We start from the raw sequence: 15839 nt of genomic DNA on the forward strand, positions 1-15839 counted from the left end.
TACTATATGAAGATTGCACACGTCGCCTGCGACGGAATTTGATGCCCGCGGGCGGACCTTTCCTTTTCTTGCTTCCTGGCTCCCTGGGCACGCTGTCCGGGGTTTCCTCGTTTCTTTGAAAGGAAACACTCATGCCAATCGGCACCGTCAAATTCTTCAATTCCGACAAGGGCTATGGCTTCATCGCAGCCGAAGATGGTTCGGGCGACAGCTTCGTCCACATCACCGCCGTCGAGCGCGCCGGTATGCCGACCCTCAACAAGGATCAGCGCGTCAGCTACGAACTGGAAACGGATCGTCGCGGCAAGCAGTCCGCCGTCAACCTCCAGTCGGCCTGATTTCGTCATGGCCAAAGAGGAGTCAGTGACCCTCGATGGCCTGATCGACGAGATTTTGCCGGATGGACGCTTCCGTGTCGTGTTGGACAATGATCACAAGATCATTGCCTACACGGCCGGAAAGATGCGGCGTTACCGCATCCGTTCGGTGGTCGGCGACCGCGTTCAAGTCGAGATGACGCCTTATGATCTTGAAAAAGGTCGGCTCGTCTATCGCGAACGAACGCCGGGCGTCGGCCCCGGACAGCGTCGCGGCACACGCTGAAGTGTCGCACTTTATTCTTATATCTTGATACCGGCCGCCCATCGCGCGCGCCGAAGGACCTTATGCACCACACGACGACCGACCGAACGACGTACCTACCCTGGAACAGCCGCCCCGCGCGGTTGAAACGCACCGTCCCGGCCCTCCGGCCGACATTGTCGCGATCCGAATTACGCCATATCGTGGCGGAGGTCCTTGGCTGACCCCACGACAGTCCCTGCCGTATCGAAAGGACCCCCGCCCATGTCGGTCACCAGCGAATATTACATGGCCCGCGCCGCCGAAGCCGCCCGCGATGCCGAAGCCGCCACGCTCGACAATGTCCGCGACCGCTGCCGCCGTTCGGAGGCCGCCTGGCTGACCATGGCCGGCCGCATCGCGCAGGGCGAGGAAATGCGCGACACGCTGGCCACCGAAAAGGCCGCCCGCGGGGGCTCCCCGCTTTGAACCGTCCGTTCCGCAAGCGGTTCGACGGCGTTCGCCTCAGCCCCGAGGCCGCCGAACGCCAGGGCCGCGTCACGCGCCTTGCGTTCGAGGCTTTGCGCGACTCGGCGAAGGTCGTCGCCTTCCTCAACACCGAAGACGCCGACCTCGGCGGCCGCCCGATCGACCTCGCCGTCGCCAGCCCCGAAGGCCTGGCCACCGTGGAACGTGCGATCGCCGAACTGGCGTAAGGCTCACGCCGTTTGGCTCGAGCCTGTCGAGAACCTAACTCAGCATCTCTCCAGACCCAAACCCCTCACCCCGTTCGGTTCGAGCTTGTCGAGAACTCAGCGCTGAGTTCTCGACAAGCTCGAACCAAACGGGGTTAGTTCCGTCCATCCCGAGCGAAGTCGAGGGACCCTTCGAGCGAAGCCGAGAAGCCGACGCCCGAAGCGCACACACCCCCTCAATAATCCTTAGAAACCCGCACATTGGCACTCTGCCGCCCGACCGTCGAAATCGTCGACAGCAACGAAAGCCACCGCGTAATCCGATACTCCAGCCGCGTCGCGCTATACCCCTGCCCATCAGTGATGACCTCCAGGTAGGTCCGCCGCCCGATATATTTCCCCGCCGCCACCGACGTCCCCTGCCCGGTTGCCACGTCGGCCGGCAGGATGCGCAGCCGGTCCAACCCGGCCGCGCGGCGGATCGCATTGATCGGGTTCAGGTTCATGCCCCCCCCGCCATCCGCACGCAGCGACGCCACCGCCGCCGCCAGCTGCAACGCCTCGGGCGCGGACAAGGTCGTGATCGACGACCCGAACAGCAGCCGCGACAGCAGCTCGTCCTCCGGCAACGCCGGCACGCTCGAAAAATCGACCTGCGGACGCAGCCCGGTGCCCGACACGCGGATGCTCGCGCTCAACCCCTGGATGTTCGCGTTCGCCACGATGTCGAGCACCGGATCGACCGGCGTCTCGCCCTGGAAGCGGATCGACCCGCGATCGATGTCGAACCGCCGCCCCGCAAACTCGTAATTCCCACGCAGCAGGTCCGCCCGCCCGGTGATCTGCGGACTGTCCACTGTGCCGGCAATACCCAGCTGCGCCCGCCATTCGCTGTCCAGCCCCAGCCCGCTCACGATCATCCGGGTGCGTGCGTCCGCCTTCAGGTCCAGCTTCCACGGCGCGGTCGCCGCGGGCAGGTCGGACACATCGTCCGGCCGGTTGATCTCCCGCACGTTCAGCCGCGGGATCGACGCCGCCGCGGCGCGCCCCAGCCGGTACCGCGACTGGTCCAGCTTCACCGTCCCCGAAATCGTGCCGCCCACCCCGTCGGACTGGATGCGCAGCGGCCCCGTCACCGTCGCACCAATATCGTCGCGCGCCAGCAGCACCGCCTTGTTCGCATCCAGCGCGATATCCATCCCGAACCCGCGCGCCGCCGCCAGATCGAACGTCGCGCGCCCGGCCACCGTCCCGCCGCGCGGCGTGGCCCCGCGGAAACTGTCCATCACCAGCCGCGAACCGTCGAACCGCCCGGCCGCGACGATCCCCTGGATCACCGTGCCGGTCACCGCGCTCTCGAGCCGTGCGCCGCTCGTCCGGATCGACCCGCGGATCACCGGGCTCGACACCCGCCCGCCGATATCGGCCCCCACCGCCACCGGCCCGGACAGGTCGATCGTCTCGACCCCTGTCAGCCGCCACAACGTATCCGCCGGCCCCGTGTAACGTAGCTGCGCAAAGATCGGCGCGGCGCGCAACCGCTCGGCCAGCCCGGCGCCGCCGCCAAGTGGCCCGATTCGCCCCTGCGCCCGGCCGATGATCGCACCGCCGCTCGCCACCACCGATCGCGCCGCCAGCCCGCGCGCGTCCAGCACCATCGCCAGCCCGACATCGATCGGCCGCGACGACAACACCAGCCCCGACCGCGTCAGCCCGCGGATCCGCAGGTCCGCCCGTCCGGTCGGCACCTGCCCCCCTCCGGGCAGCCGGTACGTCAGCTGCCCACTCGCCAGCCCGCTGACGCCCAGCTGCGGAAACGCCAGATCGAGCAGCGACATCGGCATCCTCGCCAGCGTCGCATCGACCGTCGCGTCCCCCGCGCCGAACCGCCCGCCCACCGTCGCGGTGCCGCCATCATAGGTCAGCGCGGTCGGCGCCACCCGCCAGCCATCGCCCTCGCGCGTCAGCACCGCCGGTCGGCTCAACCGGATCGCCTTGCGGTCGAGCGTCCCTGATCCGATCAGCTCGATCCGGTCCGGCGCAACCTGCGCCACCGTCTGGAACTCGAACGCCCGCCCGCGCGATCCGGCCACCGACGCACGCACCGTCCCGCGCCCGCCGCGCAGCCGCGCATTGCCCGCGATCCGCGCGATCGACACATCGCCGCGCCGCGCGCCCGCCGCCGTCGCGGTCGCCTCCACCGACGTGCCCGCCGGATCGAGCAGCAGTACCGCGTCCAACTTGCCGCGCCGCAGCTCGACCGGCACCGCCATCGCCAGCCGCGCCGCGGCGAAGCCCAGATGCATCTCGATCCGCTGCACATCGCCGACCGGGCTGAACAGCAACCGCCCGTCGATCCCGCCGCCCGCCGTCGTCAGCACGCCCGTGAACCCGCCCGGATCGGACCGCAGCGCGCCGACGGCGGTCGTCCCCGACACGTTCAGCGCGGCTACCCGCACCACCGCCGGCGCCCCGCTCGGCAGATCGATCCGCCCGCGACCCGCAAACGGCCCGAGCGTCGACCCACCCGCCGCCTGCCACTGATACCCGCCCGCATCCGGCAACAACGTCGCGCGCACCGCCGCCAGCCCCAGCGGATCGGCCGGCGCCGCCAGCAGCAACTCCACCCGCGGCCGAGAGATATCCCCGTCCAGCCCGATGTCGAACGCCCCATACCGCGCCTGCCGCCCGCTCCCCGCAAACTGGAACGTCCCGTCGCGCCGCCGCATCCCCGTGCCGCGGATCGTGATGGTCGGCGCGGTCAGCACCAGGTCGCTGAACCGCAGGACCCCGTCGCGATCGCGCACCAGCCGCGTGTCGATCCGCGGCAACCCGCCCGCCAACCCGGCCAGGAACGCATTGTCGAGCCGCAGCACACGCCCCTGCCCGCGCCCCTCGACACGCGTGCCGCGCCCGCTCGGGTCCGGTACCACGCTCAGGTCGCTCGTCACCTCGACGATCCCGAGGCCCGGGATCAAATACCGCCGCAACTGCCCCGAGATCGTCACGTCGTAACGCCCGGTGACCAGGTCGACGCGCAGCGCCAGCTTGCCCTTCAGCTTGTCCGAATCGAACGCCAGCCCGGTGCCGGTCAGCGTCCGCGCGGTCGCCTGCACCTGCCCCGCGACCGACAGGTTCGCGAGGATCCCGCCCGCGACATCGCCCACCCCGGTCACGCGCCGCGCGGTCAGCCGGATCGGTACCGCCACCGGCCCGTTCGGCGACAGCCGTCCGCGCCCCGCAGCACGCACATCCTCGAACCCGGTCGCATCGAACGCCAGCCGCGGCGCGGTCGCCAGATAATCGAACGCCGCGGTCTTGAACGGACCGTCCAGCGTCAGTTTCAGGCTGATCTTCTGCCCCGTCATGTTCGGGAACAGCGCGGCGGGCTGCAACAGGTCGGCGCGCACCGCCATCGCCCCGAACCGGCTGCGCGTCAGGTCGACCGCGCCCTTTGCATCCAGCATCAGCGCCCGGCTGCGCAGCTTGATCTCACCCGCCAGCCGCCGATCGACCAGCGTCCCCGACCCGCGCACCGTCACCGATGGCGACGACAGCCGCTGCAGCTTGCCCGACAGGAACGGCGCGGGCGCCACCCGACCGTCCAGCGCATAACGCCCCGCCGCCGCGCGCAACGCCAGCTGGCCGATCGACCGCCCGGACAACGTCGCCTGCGCCCGCCCGCGCCAGTCGGTCCAGCGCCCGTCCCCGTCGATCCGCAACGTCACCGGCCGCGGCGTGCCCAGCCAGCGCCCCGCAACCGACCCGGCCGGCGCATCCAGCGCGACGTCGACATCGAACCGGTCGCTGTCCGGCCGCGCATCCAGCCGCACGCGCAGATTATCGCCGCCCGCCTTGCCCGCGCGCGTCACCGCGGCGTCGAGCATCACCATCGCCCGCCCGTCGCGGATATCGGCAGACCCCGTCATCCGCCCGGCGCGCACCCGCCCGCCGGTGATCCCTGCGCCCAGTTCCAGCCGCGTGATCGCCAGCCGCCCGACGCGCAGGTCGAACGACGGCAGCACCGCCGGCTCCGCACTCGCCCGCAGCACCGGCAACCGGTCCAGCGTCACCAGCGGCGCGGACAGGATGTTGACGTCCAGCACGTTGCGCATCCACGCCGCCGGGTTCCAGTCGAGCCGCACCTCGGGCGCCTCCAGAAACTGCCCCTTCAGGTCGTAGAGCCTGAGGTCGCGGATCGTCGCGCGGTTCCAGATCGATCCGTCGATCCGCCCGATCCGCACACGCAGGCCGGACTTGATCGGCAAGGCCGCGATCCGGTCGGTCAGGAACCGGTGCCCCGGCCCGGTATCGATCGCCCACACCGTCACCAGCGCCAGCGCGGCGAGCGCCAGCAACAGCCCGCCCAGCCAGCGCAACGGCCGGAACCGCGGCTTGCGCGCGACCGCGTCGCTCAAAACGCCTGCCCCAGCGAGACATAGACCGCGACCCGCGCCTCGCCGCGCCGGCGGTTGAGCGGCGTGCCGACATCGACCCGGATCGGCCGGAAATTCGTATAATAACGCGCGCCGATCCCGGTGCCGAAGCGCAGCCCCGTGAAACGCGGCAACGGCGAGGTGTAGAGATTGCCCGCGTCGAGGAACGGCACGATCCCGAAATCGCCGACCCGCACGCGCGCCTCGATCGAAAACTCGGTCAGGCTCCGCCCGCCGATCGGGTCCCCGTCGATATCGACCGGCCCCACCGCCTGATAGCCATAGCCGCGGATCGACGCGCCGCCGCCCGCGTAGAACCGCCGCGACGGCGCGATGCTGTCGCGCTCCGCCCCCACGATCGTGCCCAGCCGCGTCCGCCCCGCGATCGTCACCGCCTTGGTGACGGGCAGATACGCGCTGCCGTCCACCTGCGTCCGGGCATAGCTGAACGTCCCCGACTGCAACGACAGTTCGGGCGACAGCCGCCCCGACAGCCGGAACCCGCGCGTCGGGTTCAGCAGGTCGTCCGACCCGTCATAGCCGAGCGTCCCCGGCAGGGCCGCGATCAGGAACGTCCGGCGCCGCGCCTGGCCGGTCGCCACGATCGTGTCGCGCTCGTCCGACGCGAGCAGTTCCGCGCCGACGCTCCAGGTCCAGGTCTTCTGCCAGATGATGTTGCTCTGCCGCTCCAGCCCGCCGGACAGCTGGAAGGTCCGCGCGTCGTACGCGTTGCGGTTGATGTTCGCCGCCGTCACGTTCGCAGTCAGCACGCGGTCGCGCGCCTTGAAGTTGTTGCGGCGCAGCGACACGCCCGCCTGCTGTTCGCGCGTCCCCAGCACGCCGCGCACCGTCACCGCCCCCTCGGGCGCGATCAGGTTGCGGTGCGTCCAGCTGACCTCGGTCGAAATGCCCTCGCCCGTGCCATAGCCCGCCGTCCCGGCGATCGTCCGCGGCGGCGCGGGTTCCAGCGTCGTGGCGATATCGACCGTCCCGGCATCCGCGCCCGCCACCGGTACGGCCTTCAGCGTGGACACCAGCCCGGTCTGGATCAGTGCGCGGCGATAATCCTCCAGCAGCGCCGCGTCATAGGGCTGGCCCGGCCTGAACCGCGCGATCCGGCCGAGATGCTTGGCACTGAACAGCGGCGATCCCTCGACCCGGATCATGCCGAACCGCTGCGCCACGCCGGGGTTCACCGCGATCGCCAGCGTCGCGGTGCGCGTATCGTGATCGATCACGACCTCCGGCTCCGCCACCGTCCCGAACGCGAACCCCTGCCGCCCGAGCGCGGTCTTCAACGCATCGCCCGCCGCCAGCACCTTTTCCGCATCGACCGGCTGGCTCTTGGTGACGCCGTACGCATCGGCCAGCACGGGCGCCTTGCCCCCCGCCGCCGAGAGCCCCGGCAATTCCACATCCGCGAACCGGTACAACGCCCCCGGATCGGCGGTCAGCGTCACGACCACCCGGCGCGTCGCGGGATCGGCCTCCACCCGCGCATCGACACTGGCGTCGTAATAGCCGTAGGAGCGCAGCAGTTCGGTCAGCACCCCCTCATCCTCCCGCGCGCGCCGCTCGATCTGCGCGACGTTGGCCGGCGATCCCGATCCCTGGACCAGCGCGGACGCGATATCGAACCGCGGTCGCAACCGCGCATCGCCGACACCGTTCAGCCCGTCCAGCACGATCCGGTAGCGCTGCTCGGCCGCCGCATCGACGACACCCGCCCCGCGCCCCGTCGCCGCCGCGGCCGCCCCGGCCTCGGTCGGATCCGACACCGCCAGATCGGGCCAGGCGACGCCCAGGTCCGCCATTGGCGCCAGCGGTGAATTGGGATCGAGCAACTCGACCGGGCCCGGCGCGACCGGCTCCGGAACGGCCGCCGGGGCGGGCTGCGACGCAGGCGACGGAGCTTGCGCGGCCAGCGCCGCCGGTTGTGCCAGCAGGGCGGCCATCGCGAAACAGGCGTGCTTGCGCCGCGGGCTGACGGGAACCATGATGCCCCCTGCCTAGCGACGCAAACCGCGCCCCGCCAGCGGCTTCTACGCGCACCCGGTTCGACCCGGCGCACGAGGCCCCCCGGCCACCGCGACCCCCTCCCGCACACCGCACGACTGGCGCCGGTTCGCACATGCTGGCATGAACATGGCCATGACACCCCCAGCCAGCCCACCCCGCTCCGGCGGCGGCGTCTTCCTTGCGCTCGGCGCGATCGTCGGCGCGGTGGCCGGCATGGCAATGGGCCAGACGACCGCCGGCCTGCTGATCGGCTTCGGCGCCGGCCTGCTCGTGGCGCTCGCCCAATGGATGATCCAGCGCCGCGGCTGACCGAAGCCTAAACCCGCCCATCCCGAGCGAAGTCGAGGGACCCCGTCGAGCGCAGCCGAGACGGCCGACCTTACCCCAAACGCCGCCCGACCCACACGACCCGCCCCACCACCGTCACGTCCGCAAGCGCCCGCTCACCCGGATCGACCGCCGCGGGATTGTCGCTGGTCAGCACCACCCGCGCCGCATCGCCCGTCACCGCAACCCGTTTCACCACCAGCGCATCGTCGAGTCGCACCACGTGGATCCCGTCGCGCAGCGGCCGGTCCGCAGCACCGCGGTCCACCATGATCCGGTCGCCGTCCGCCAGCGTCGGCGCCATCGAATCGCCCGCCACCCGGATCATCGACAGCGCGGCGGGGTCGCCCCCGGCCAGCCCGCGCAGCGTGCGTTCGTCGAACGCGATCCCGCCCGCCGCGGCCTCGTCGCCCGCCACCGCCCCCGGCCCGGCCGACGCACCCACGTTGAGCATCGGCACCTGGCGCAACACCGGCGCCACCCGCTCCGGCACGGGCGGCCCACCGAACGCCGCCTGCGACACGCCGAAATAGCGCGCCAGCGTCGCGCGGTCCGCCTCGTCCAGCTTCCGCGGGCTCCCGCGCCGCACGAACTGCTGCACATAAGCTGGATTGCGCCCCAGCAACCGCGACAGCCCGGCAAAGTCCTCGCCACGCTCGCGACACAGCCGTTCGATCGCGGCGCGGGGGTCTTCGTTATCCACGGATTCTCCTACCGCTAGGATTTTTCCTAGACAAGTAGGAATTGATTGAGAACAAAGCACGAACATAATCACCGGGACGCTAGGAGCGAGCACCGTGCATCTGTTGTCGACGATCGAACGCCATCTCCGCCGCACCGGCCTGCCCCCGACGCGATTCGGGCGGGAGGCGGTCGGCGATCCGCGCTTCGTGACGGACCTGCGCCGCGGCCGCGAACCACGCCCGCGCACCATCGCGCGCGTCGTCGCCTATCTCGCCGCACAGGATGCCGGCCGATGATGATGGCTCCCTTGCGCGGCCCCGAGCCCGGCCGACTGCTCGCCGCCGCCCTGCTCGCGCGGCTCCCCGCCGGCACGCAGCTACTCGAACAGGATTGCACGCCCTGGGCCAGCGCGACGTTCGTCGGCACGCGCCACCGGCTGCTGTTCAGCTGTCCCGACCGGCCCGCGGCGGATGCGTTCGCCGCGACCGTGGCGGAGGACGACTTCGCGCTGCGCGGTCACCTGCTCGCCGGCATCACCGCCGATGCGGACGCCGACACTTTGCTGGTGGAGGCCCTGACGTTGGTCGAGGCCTGACGCGCGGCGCTCAGCGCCCCGCCGTCATCCGCCGCAGTTCGTCCAGCGCATCGCGCAACCCGCCATCGGCGGCCGCCTGCTGCGCCATCGCACCACCGCCGCGCCGTTCCAGCCCACGCTCCAGCCGCGCCATCAACGCCGCGATCGTCTCCTTCTCCGGCACCAGATCGTGCTGCGGATCGATCACCGCGTTGTCGTCAGCAACATCCGGCGCGACGCTCGCATAACTCTCATCCAGCAACAGCGTGTCGGGGTCGTCCACGACCTCCTCCGCCACCGGTACCACGGGCGCCACGAACAGCGGCGGCCGCCCGAACGGCAGCGGTTCCGGATCGATATCGTCCATCGGCGTGCCCAGGTCGGATGCCGCGAACAACGGCCGCCGGGCGGGCGCATCCGGATGCGCATCGGCCCGACGCAGCTGCGGCGCCGGCGCGGGCGCCTCGACCTCCTCCGGCGCGAACAGGTCGATCTGCAGCTCCGCCTCGACCGGCTGCCGCGGGTTCTCCAACCGGTGGAACAGCCACCACACCGCGCCGCCGGCGATCAACGCCGCCGCCAGCATCAGCACCGCGCGCGGCGTCGTCCCGAACGACCCGACCCGCGCGATCAGCGGCGCGACCCCGGTCATCCCCACCGCGCGCACCATGACCGCAGCCGGCACCGCGAACGCCAGGAACGACGCCGCCGCGGCGGTCAGCAGCGCCATCGGCACCGCCAGCGGGGTCCGTTCGATCGCGTCGATCATGCGACGCGCATTCGGCCTGGTCATTCGCCTGTCCTCATATCCGTCCGCGACTCGCCAACCTTTGGTAAACGGGATCATAGCGTGATATATTTTCCGACCAGTTACGATCCCGTTCAACAAATGCCCGCGCCGTCGCGCGCCGCGCCTCCCATCCGCTGCGATCGGCCAGCAACGCGGCCAGCGCCGCCGCCAGCGCCGCAGGATCGTCCGGCGGGAACAGCGTGCCAGTCACCCCGTCCTCGATCAGCTCGCGGTGCCCGCCGACGTCCGACGCCGCCACCAGCCGGCCCTGCGCCATCGCCTCCAGCGGTTTCAGCGGCGTCACCAGATCGGTCAGCCGCATCCGCTTGCGGGGATACGCCAGGATGTCGATCAAACCGTAATAGGCCTCCACCCGGTCATGCGGCACGCGTCCGACGAACCGGATGCGGTCCGCCACCGGCGATGCCGCCGCCTGCGTCCGCAACGCCGCCTCCATCGGCCCGCCGCCGACCATCAGCAGCATCGCCGCCGGCCGCGCCGCGACCAGCGCGGGCATCGCCGCGATCAGGTCGTCCAGCCCTTCATAATCGTAGAACGACCCGACGAAGCCGATCACCTCGGCCCCATCGAGCCCTAGTTCCGCCGCCAGCGCCCGGTCCGGCGGCGGCGGCGACCCGAACAGCCCCAGGTCCACGCCGTTGGGCGACACCATGATCTTGTCCGCCGGTATTCCGCGCGCCACCAGGTCGCTGCGCAATCCCTCGCAGATCACCGCGACCGCGTCGGCCCGCTCCACGGCACGCGTCTCCAGCCAGCGGATCGCGCGATATTTCAGCGATCCTTCGGTGCCCGTCCCGTTGCCGACCGCCGCATCCTCCCAGAATGCGCGGATCTCGTACAGCAACGGCAACCCACGCCGCCGCGCCACCCGCCCGCCCGCGATCGCGGTCATCACCGGCGAATGGGCGTGCAGGATATCGGGCTTCCACGTCGCCGCCAGCGCATCGACCTTGCGTTCCAGCGCGGCGATGTCGCGCCACTCGCCGATCGGCGACGGCGCGCGCGATCCGCTGCCCGCGCGGTGGAAGCGCAGCCCGTCGACCACCTCCTCCGTCGGCCCGGCCGCCACATGGCGCGACCCGGTCACCGCCATCACGTCCCACCCACGCGCCACCTGCGCCTTCAAGATCGCGCGGGTCCGGAACGTGTAGCCGCTGTGCATCGGCAGGCTATGATCGAGGATATGGAGAATACGCATGGGCAACTCTGTGCCATGACGGCGCTTAACGACGTGTCAACCGCTGGACGATATCGTCGACCCGACCACGCAGCCGATCCGGAAAGGGGAACAGGCCATGATCGACCTGTTCTCGCTCGCGCTCAGCCACGGCCTGCTGCTGTTCGCCGCATGGCGCATCGTGCGGCGGCCGGATCTGGACCGCGAGCCCGAACGCCCGGGCACGCCCGATGCGTGACCTCGGCCTCATCGGGTTCCTGACCGCGCTGATCCTGCTCGGGTTCCGCCGCCCGTTCCTGTTCGTGCTCGCCTATGCCTATGTCGACATCGTCTCGCCGCAGCGGCTGGCTTATTATCTGCTGAATTCGGTGCCGGTTTCGCTGATCTGCGTCGCGCTCGCGGTGCTCGGCTGGGCGGTGGCGGACGACAAGAGCGGCGCGCGGTTCGGCGTCCGCCAATCACTGATGCTCACGCTCCTGCTCTACTGTTTCTGGACGACGCTGACCGCCGATTTCCCGGTGGAAGCGCTCACCAAATGGGGCTGGGTGTGGAAGGCGATGGCCTTCGCGATTTTCCTGCCGCTCACGCTCCGCACCCGGCTGCGGATCGAATCGATGGCGCTTTTCCTCGTGCTGTCCGCCTCGTCGATCATCGTGGTGGGCGGGATCAAGACGGTCGTGTCCGGCGGCGGCTACGGCGTGCTGAACCTCATGATCGACAACAATAGCGGCCTGTACGAAAGCAGCACGATCTCCGCCGTCGCGGTCGCGATCATCCCGCTCATCCTCTGGCTGGCGCGCTACGGCACGATCTACCCGCGCGGCAAGCTGGTCACCGCCTATGCTGCAGCACTTATCTTTGCCTGCCTGCTGATCCCGGTCGGGACGCAGGCGCGCACCGGGATCATCTGTATCGCGGCGCTCGCCGTCCTGATGCTCCGCTCGGTCCAGCGCCGCGTCCTGTACGTCGCGGGCATCGCGGTCGCGCTCAGCATCGCCGTGCCGTTCCTGCCCGAAAGCTACACGCAGCGGATGGACACGATCCAGGGCTACAAGGCGGACAACAGCGCCTCCACCCGCATCGCGGTGTGGAAATGGACGCTCGGCTATGTCGGCCAGCACCCGTTCGGCGGCGGGTTCGAGGCGTACCGCCAGAACCGTCTGGTGATCGACGAGGTCAAGACGACCGCCACCGCCGACGGCACCAGCACGTCCACGACCCAGGCGTTCGATGCCGGCCGCGCCTATCACAGCAGCTATTTCGAAATGCTCGGGGAACAGGGCTATCCCGGCCTGATCCTGTGGCTCACGCTGCACGCGCTCGGCCTGATCCGGATGGAGGTCCTGCGCCGCAAATATGCCCGCGCGGCGGAAGAGGACGGCTGGATCGCCCCGCTCGCCACCGCGCTCCAGCACGCTCACCTGATCTACCTGGTCGGCGCGCTGTTCGTCGGCATCGCGTTCCAGCCGTTCATCTACATGCTGGTCGGACTCGAAATTGGCTTCGACGCCTTCCTCCGCCGCACCCGTTCGCCGGCGAAGGTCGGGTTCGCAAGGCCAGCGCCGAAGGTTCGCAAACCACAGCCGGTCTGACACGGGGGCCTCTACCCAACCCCCAAACCCCGTTTGGTTCGAGCCTGTCGAGAACTCCGCGCTGGGTTCCCGACAGGCTTAACCCCTCAAGCCTCGTCGGCGTCGTCCATGCCCTCGATCATCGCGATCAGCGCGTCGGTGAACGCCGGCACGTCGTCCGGCTTGCGGCTGGTGATCAGGTTGTCGTCGACCACGACCTCCTCGTCCACCGTCGTCGCCCCGGCATTCTCCAGGTCGGTGCGCAGCGACGGCCAGCTCGTCACCGTCCGGTCCTCGACGATGTCCGCCTCCACCAGCAACCACGGCCCGTGGCAGATCGCGGCGATCGGCTTGCCCGCATCGTCGAATGCCTGCACGATCTCGACGGCCACATCGATCGTGCGCAGCGTGTCCGGGTTCGCGACGCCGCCGGGAATGATCAGCGCGTCGTAATCGTCGGTATCGACCGTATCCAGCGTCATGTCCGGCGTGATCGTGTCGCCCTTCTCGTCCTTCTCCATGCCCTGGATCGGGTCCATCGCGGGCGATGCGAGCACGACGGTCGCCCCCGCGGCGATCAGGCGGTCGCGCGGTCCGAACAATTCGGCCTGCTCGAACCCGTCCGTGGCGATGATCAGGATCTTGGCGTCGGCGATGGCTGGCATGGGGATATCCTCGAATGTCTTGGGGGATGTCTTGGGGTCGGGGCCTGAACGGGTGCCGCCGCCGCCTGTTCCGGCGCGAAGCCGCCCGATGCGCCAGCCGGAACGATCGCGGGGGGCATGCCGTTATTCCCCCATGACCGGACCGAACCACCGCTTATGCTGAGCTATGTCGACGATGCCCTGCCCGGCATCACCCGCCGCAAGCTCCGCGGCCACTGGGCCTATTTCGACCCGCACGGCGAACGGGTCCGCGACCGCGCGGAGATCGACCGCTTGAACGCCACCGCGATGCCGCCCGCCTATGTCGATTGCTGGTTCTGCCCCAGCCCGGACGGCCATATCCAGGCGGTCGGCTGGGACGACAAGGGCCGCAAGCAATATCGCTACCACGCCGATTTCCGCGCCACTCAGGAGGCCGCGAAGTACGACGCCTGCGCCGATTTCGGCCGCGCCCTCCCGCTGCTCCGCGCCCGTGTCGAGGAAGACCTCACCCACCGCGCGCTGGACAAGGACGCCGTCGTCGCCGCGATCGTCCGGCTGCTCGATCTCGGCCGCGTCCGGGTCGGCAACGAAACCTACGCCAAGTCGAACAACAGTTTCGGCGCCACCACGCTGCGCGCCGATCATGCCAAGGTCCGCGGGTCCAAGCTGAAACTTGAGTATGTCGGCAAGTCCGGCAAGCTCCAGCGGCTGACGATCGAGGACCAGCGCCTCTCGCGGATCGCCCGCCGTTGCCAGGACCTCCCCGGCCAGCATCTGTTCCAGTATCAATGTCCCGACGGCAGCGCCCACCCGGTCGGCTCGGCCGACATCAACGCCTATATCAAGGACGCCACCGGCGGCAGCTTCACCGCGAAGAGCTTCCGCACCTGGGGTGCCAGCGTCATCGCCTACCGCACGCTGGTCGAGGCCGGCGACACCCCGATCACGCTGAAACAGCTTCTTCAACCCGTCGCCGACGCGCTCGGCAACACGCCCGCCATCGCGCGCAAATCCTATGTCCACCCCGCGCTGATCGAACTGGCGCGCAGCGGCGTCCCGGTCGGCCGGGTCCGCTTGCCGCGTGCCACGCGCTACGCCACGCCAACGGAGCGCGGGCTGATCGCCTTCCTCGACACCCTGGGCGCGGAACATTGCAGTAAGGCCGCCTGCGCATGACGATCGCCAACACCGCCGCCGTCGCGGTCCGACCCACTGCCGCCGTCCATGACTTCGCAGCCGACATGAACCGCCTGACGCGGGAGATTACGACCTGGCTTGCCGGCAACTGGCTCCAGGTCGCGATCGCACTCGCGATCGGCGCGGCGATCGTGCTCGCATTGCTCGGCCTCCGCTCGCTCGGCGGTCGGCTCTGCCGCGGGCATGACGAGACGATCCAGTGGCGCACCATCGTCGGCCGCGCGATCACGCGCACCCGGATGTGGTTCATGGTGGCGCTCGCCGCCCGGCTGGTCGAAGGCGGCGCCAACACGCCGGCCGGCGTCACCGCGGTCATCACCGCCGTCTTCACGATCGCCGTCGCCCTCCAGGCCGCACTTTGGGCGCGCGAGATCATCCTCGGCTTCGTCGAACATCGCGCAGCGGGCGACACGGAAAAGGGCGCGATCGGCTCCGCGATCGGCATCATCCGACTACTCGTCACCTTCGCCTTGTTCGCGATCGCGGGCGTGCTCATCCTCGACAATCTCGGCGTCAACGTCACCGGCCTGATCGCTGGCCTCGGCATCGGCGGCATCGCGATCGGTCTGGCCGCGCAGGGCATCTTTGCCGACCTGTTCGCCGCGCTCGCGATCATCTTTGACAAGCCGTTCCGCCGCGGCGATGCGGTTAGTTGGGACAGCACATCCGGCTCGGTCGAACGGATCGGCCTCAAATCCACGCGCATCCGGTCGATCACCGGCGAACAGATCATCGTGTCGAACAAGAACCTGCTCGACAAGGAATTGCGCAACCTCGCCCGGCTCGACCGCCGCCGCATGACGCTGTCGATCGGCGTGATCTACCAGACCCCGGTCGACGTCTGCCGTGCGATCCCGGACCTGCTCCGCACCGCGACCGAAAGCGTGGACAAGTGCGTCGTGGTCCGCACCGGCATGACCGCGTTCGGCGCGTCCAGCCTCGACTATGAACTGCAGTTCGACGTCCGGTCGGAGGTGTGGGACGTCGTCTACGCCGCCCGCCACGCGGTCTGCCTCGCGATCCTCGACACCTTCACCCGCGAAGGCATCGAATTCGCCTACCCAACCCAACTCAACTTCACCGGCGGCCCGGACGGCCGGGCGGTGTTTCCGGACTGATTACCAACCCCGTTTGGTTCGA

16 protein-coding genes are annotated in these 15839 nt (G+C 69.8%); 10 read left to right on the forward strand and 6 right to left on the reverse strand.

Annotation, left to right across the window (positions count from 1 at the left end; all coding sequences use genetic code 11):
* Positions 1-131: 131 nt before the first annotated feature.
* The 4 genes from ACFSGX_RS12780 to ACFSGX_RS12795 all read left to right on the forward strand — a co-directional run bounded on the left by ACFSGX_RS12780 (position 132) and on the right by ACFSGX_RS12795 (position 1277).
* Positions 132-338, forward strand: coding sequence for a cold-shock protein (locus ACFSGX_RS12780; protein ID WP_076071220.1), 207 nt, complete (start codon positions 132-134; stop codon positions 336-338).
* A 7-nt stretch (positions 339-345) separates the two neighbouring features.
* Complete coding sequence (gene infA / locus ACFSGX_RS12785; protein ID WP_157176379.1) at positions 346-603, forward strand: translation initiation factor IF-1; 258 nt, start codon at positions 346-348, stop codon at positions 601-603.
* A 243-nt stretch (positions 604-846) separates the two neighbouring features.
* Positions 847-1050 carry a hypothetical protein gene (locus tag ACFSGX_RS12790; protein WP_157176378.1) on the forward strand — a complete coding sequence of 68 codons (204 nt, stop codon included), beginning with the start codon at positions 847-849 and terminating at the stop codon, positions 1048-1050.
* On the forward strand, positions 1047-1277 hold the full coding sequence (locus ACFSGX_RS12795; RefSeq protein ID WP_157176377.1) for a hypothetical protein: 231 nt from the start codon (positions 1047-1049) through the stop codon (positions 1275-1277). Before ACFSGX_RS12790 ends, ACFSGX_RS12795 begins: the two co-directional genes overlap by 4 nt.
* A 215-nt stretch (positions 1278-1492) precedes the next feature.
* Here ACFSGX_RS12795 and ACFSGX_RS12800 read toward each other — a convergent pair whose 3' ends face one another.
* A complete protein-coding gene (locus ACFSGX_RS12800) occupies positions 1493-5674 on the reverse strand; it encodes a translocation/assembly module TamB domain-containing protein (RefSeq protein ID WP_380930441.1) in 4182 nt (1393 codons plus the stop codon).
* The gene (locus tag ACFSGX_RS12805) at positions 5671-7689 is read right to left on the reverse strand and encodes an autotransporter assembly complex protein TamA (RefSeq protein ID WP_380930442.1); all 2019 of its coding nucleotides are present in this window, start codon (positions 7687-7689) and stop codon (positions 5671-5673) included. Before ACFSGX_RS12805 ends, ACFSGX_RS12800 begins: the two co-directional genes overlap by 4 nt.
* 154 nt (positions 7690-7843) lie before the next feature.
* Here ACFSGX_RS12805 and ACFSGX_RS12810 point away from each other — a divergent pair, with 154 nt between their 5' ends.
* Positions 7844-8020, forward strand: a complete 177-nt coding sequence (locus ACFSGX_RS12810; RefSeq protein WP_380930444.1) for a hypothetical protein — start codon at positions 7844-7846, stop codon at positions 8018-8020.
* A gap of 70 nt (positions 8021-8090) precedes the next feature.
* Here ACFSGX_RS12810 and ACFSGX_RS12815 read toward each other — a convergent pair whose 3' ends face one another.
* Positions 8091-8741, reverse strand: a complete 651-nt coding sequence (locus tag ACFSGX_RS12815; protein ID WP_380930446.1) for a S24 family peptidase — start codon at positions 8739-8741, stop codon at positions 8091-8093.
* A 94-nt stretch (positions 8742-8835) separates the two neighbouring features.
* Here ACFSGX_RS12815 and ACFSGX_RS12820 point away from each other — a divergent pair, with 94 nt between their 5' ends.
* Positions 8836-9018 carry a hypothetical protein gene (locus tag ACFSGX_RS12820; protein ID WP_157176375.1) on the forward strand — a complete coding sequence of 61 codons (183 nt, stop codon included), beginning with the start codon at positions 8836-8838 and terminating at the stop codon, positions 9016-9018.
* Entirely contained in the window at positions 9015-9317 is a 303-nt protein-coding gene (locus ACFSGX_RS12825; RefSeq protein WP_380930448.1) for a hypothetical protein, read from the forward strand. Before ACFSGX_RS12820 ends, ACFSGX_RS12825 begins: the two co-directional genes overlap by 4 nt.
* A 10-nt stretch (positions 9318-9327) precedes the next feature.
* Here the strand turns inward: ACFSGX_RS12825 and ACFSGX_RS12830 are convergent, their stop codons facing one another.
* Both ACFSGX_RS12830 and ACFSGX_RS12835 read right to left on the reverse strand, forming a co-directional pair.
* Positions 9328-10089, reverse strand: a complete 762-nt coding sequence (locus ACFSGX_RS12830) for a hypothetical protein (RefSeq protein WP_380930450.1) — start codon at positions 10087-10089, stop codon at positions 9328-9330.
* A 10-nt stretch (positions 10090-10099) separates the two neighbouring features.
* Complete coding sequence (locus ACFSGX_RS12835; protein WP_380930452.1) at positions 10100-11305, reverse strand: TIGR04063 family PEP-CTERM/XrtA system glycosyltransferase; 1206 nt, start codon at positions 11303-11305, stop codon at positions 10100-10102.
* A gap of 209 nt (positions 11306-11514) precedes the next feature.
* On the opposite strand from ACFSGX_RS12835, the gene ACFSGX_RS12840 reads away from it, so the two are divergent.
* On the forward strand, positions 11515-12876 hold the full coding sequence (locus tag ACFSGX_RS12840) for a putative O-glycosylation ligase, exosortase A system-associated (protein WP_380930454.1): 1362 nt from the start codon (positions 11515-11517) through the stop codon (positions 12874-12876).
* An 86-nt stretch (positions 12877-12962) separates the two neighbouring features.
* Here ACFSGX_RS12840 and ACFSGX_RS12845 read toward each other — a convergent pair whose 3' ends face one another.
* The gene (locus tag ACFSGX_RS12845; RefSeq protein ID WP_380930455.1) at positions 12963-13520 is read right to left on the reverse strand and encodes a type 1 glutamine amidotransferase domain-containing protein; all 558 of its coding nucleotides are present in this window, start codon (positions 13518-13520) and stop codon (positions 12963-12965) included.
* Positions 13521-13637: 117 nt separating this feature from the next.
* On the opposite strand from ACFSGX_RS12845, the gene ACFSGX_RS12850 reads away from it, so the two are divergent.
* Positions 13638-14678, forward strand: coding sequence for a DNA topoisomerase IB (locus tag ACFSGX_RS12850; RefSeq protein ID WP_380930457.1), 1041 nt, complete (start codon positions 13638-13640; stop codon positions 14676-14678).
* On the forward strand, positions 14675-15817 hold the full coding sequence (locus tag ACFSGX_RS12855) for a mechanosensitive ion channel family protein (protein WP_380930459.1): 1143 nt from the start codon (positions 14675-14677) through the stop codon (positions 15815-15817). Before ACFSGX_RS12850 ends, ACFSGX_RS12855 begins: the two co-directional genes overlap by 4 nt.
* Positions 15818-15839: the final 22 nt, after the last annotated feature.

The organism is Sphingomonas arantia, assembly GCF_042682045.1.
Classification (GTDB): domain Bacteria; phylum Pseudomonadota; class Alphaproteobacteria; order Sphingomonadales; family Sphingomonadaceae; genus Sphingomonas_R; species Sphingomonas_R arantia.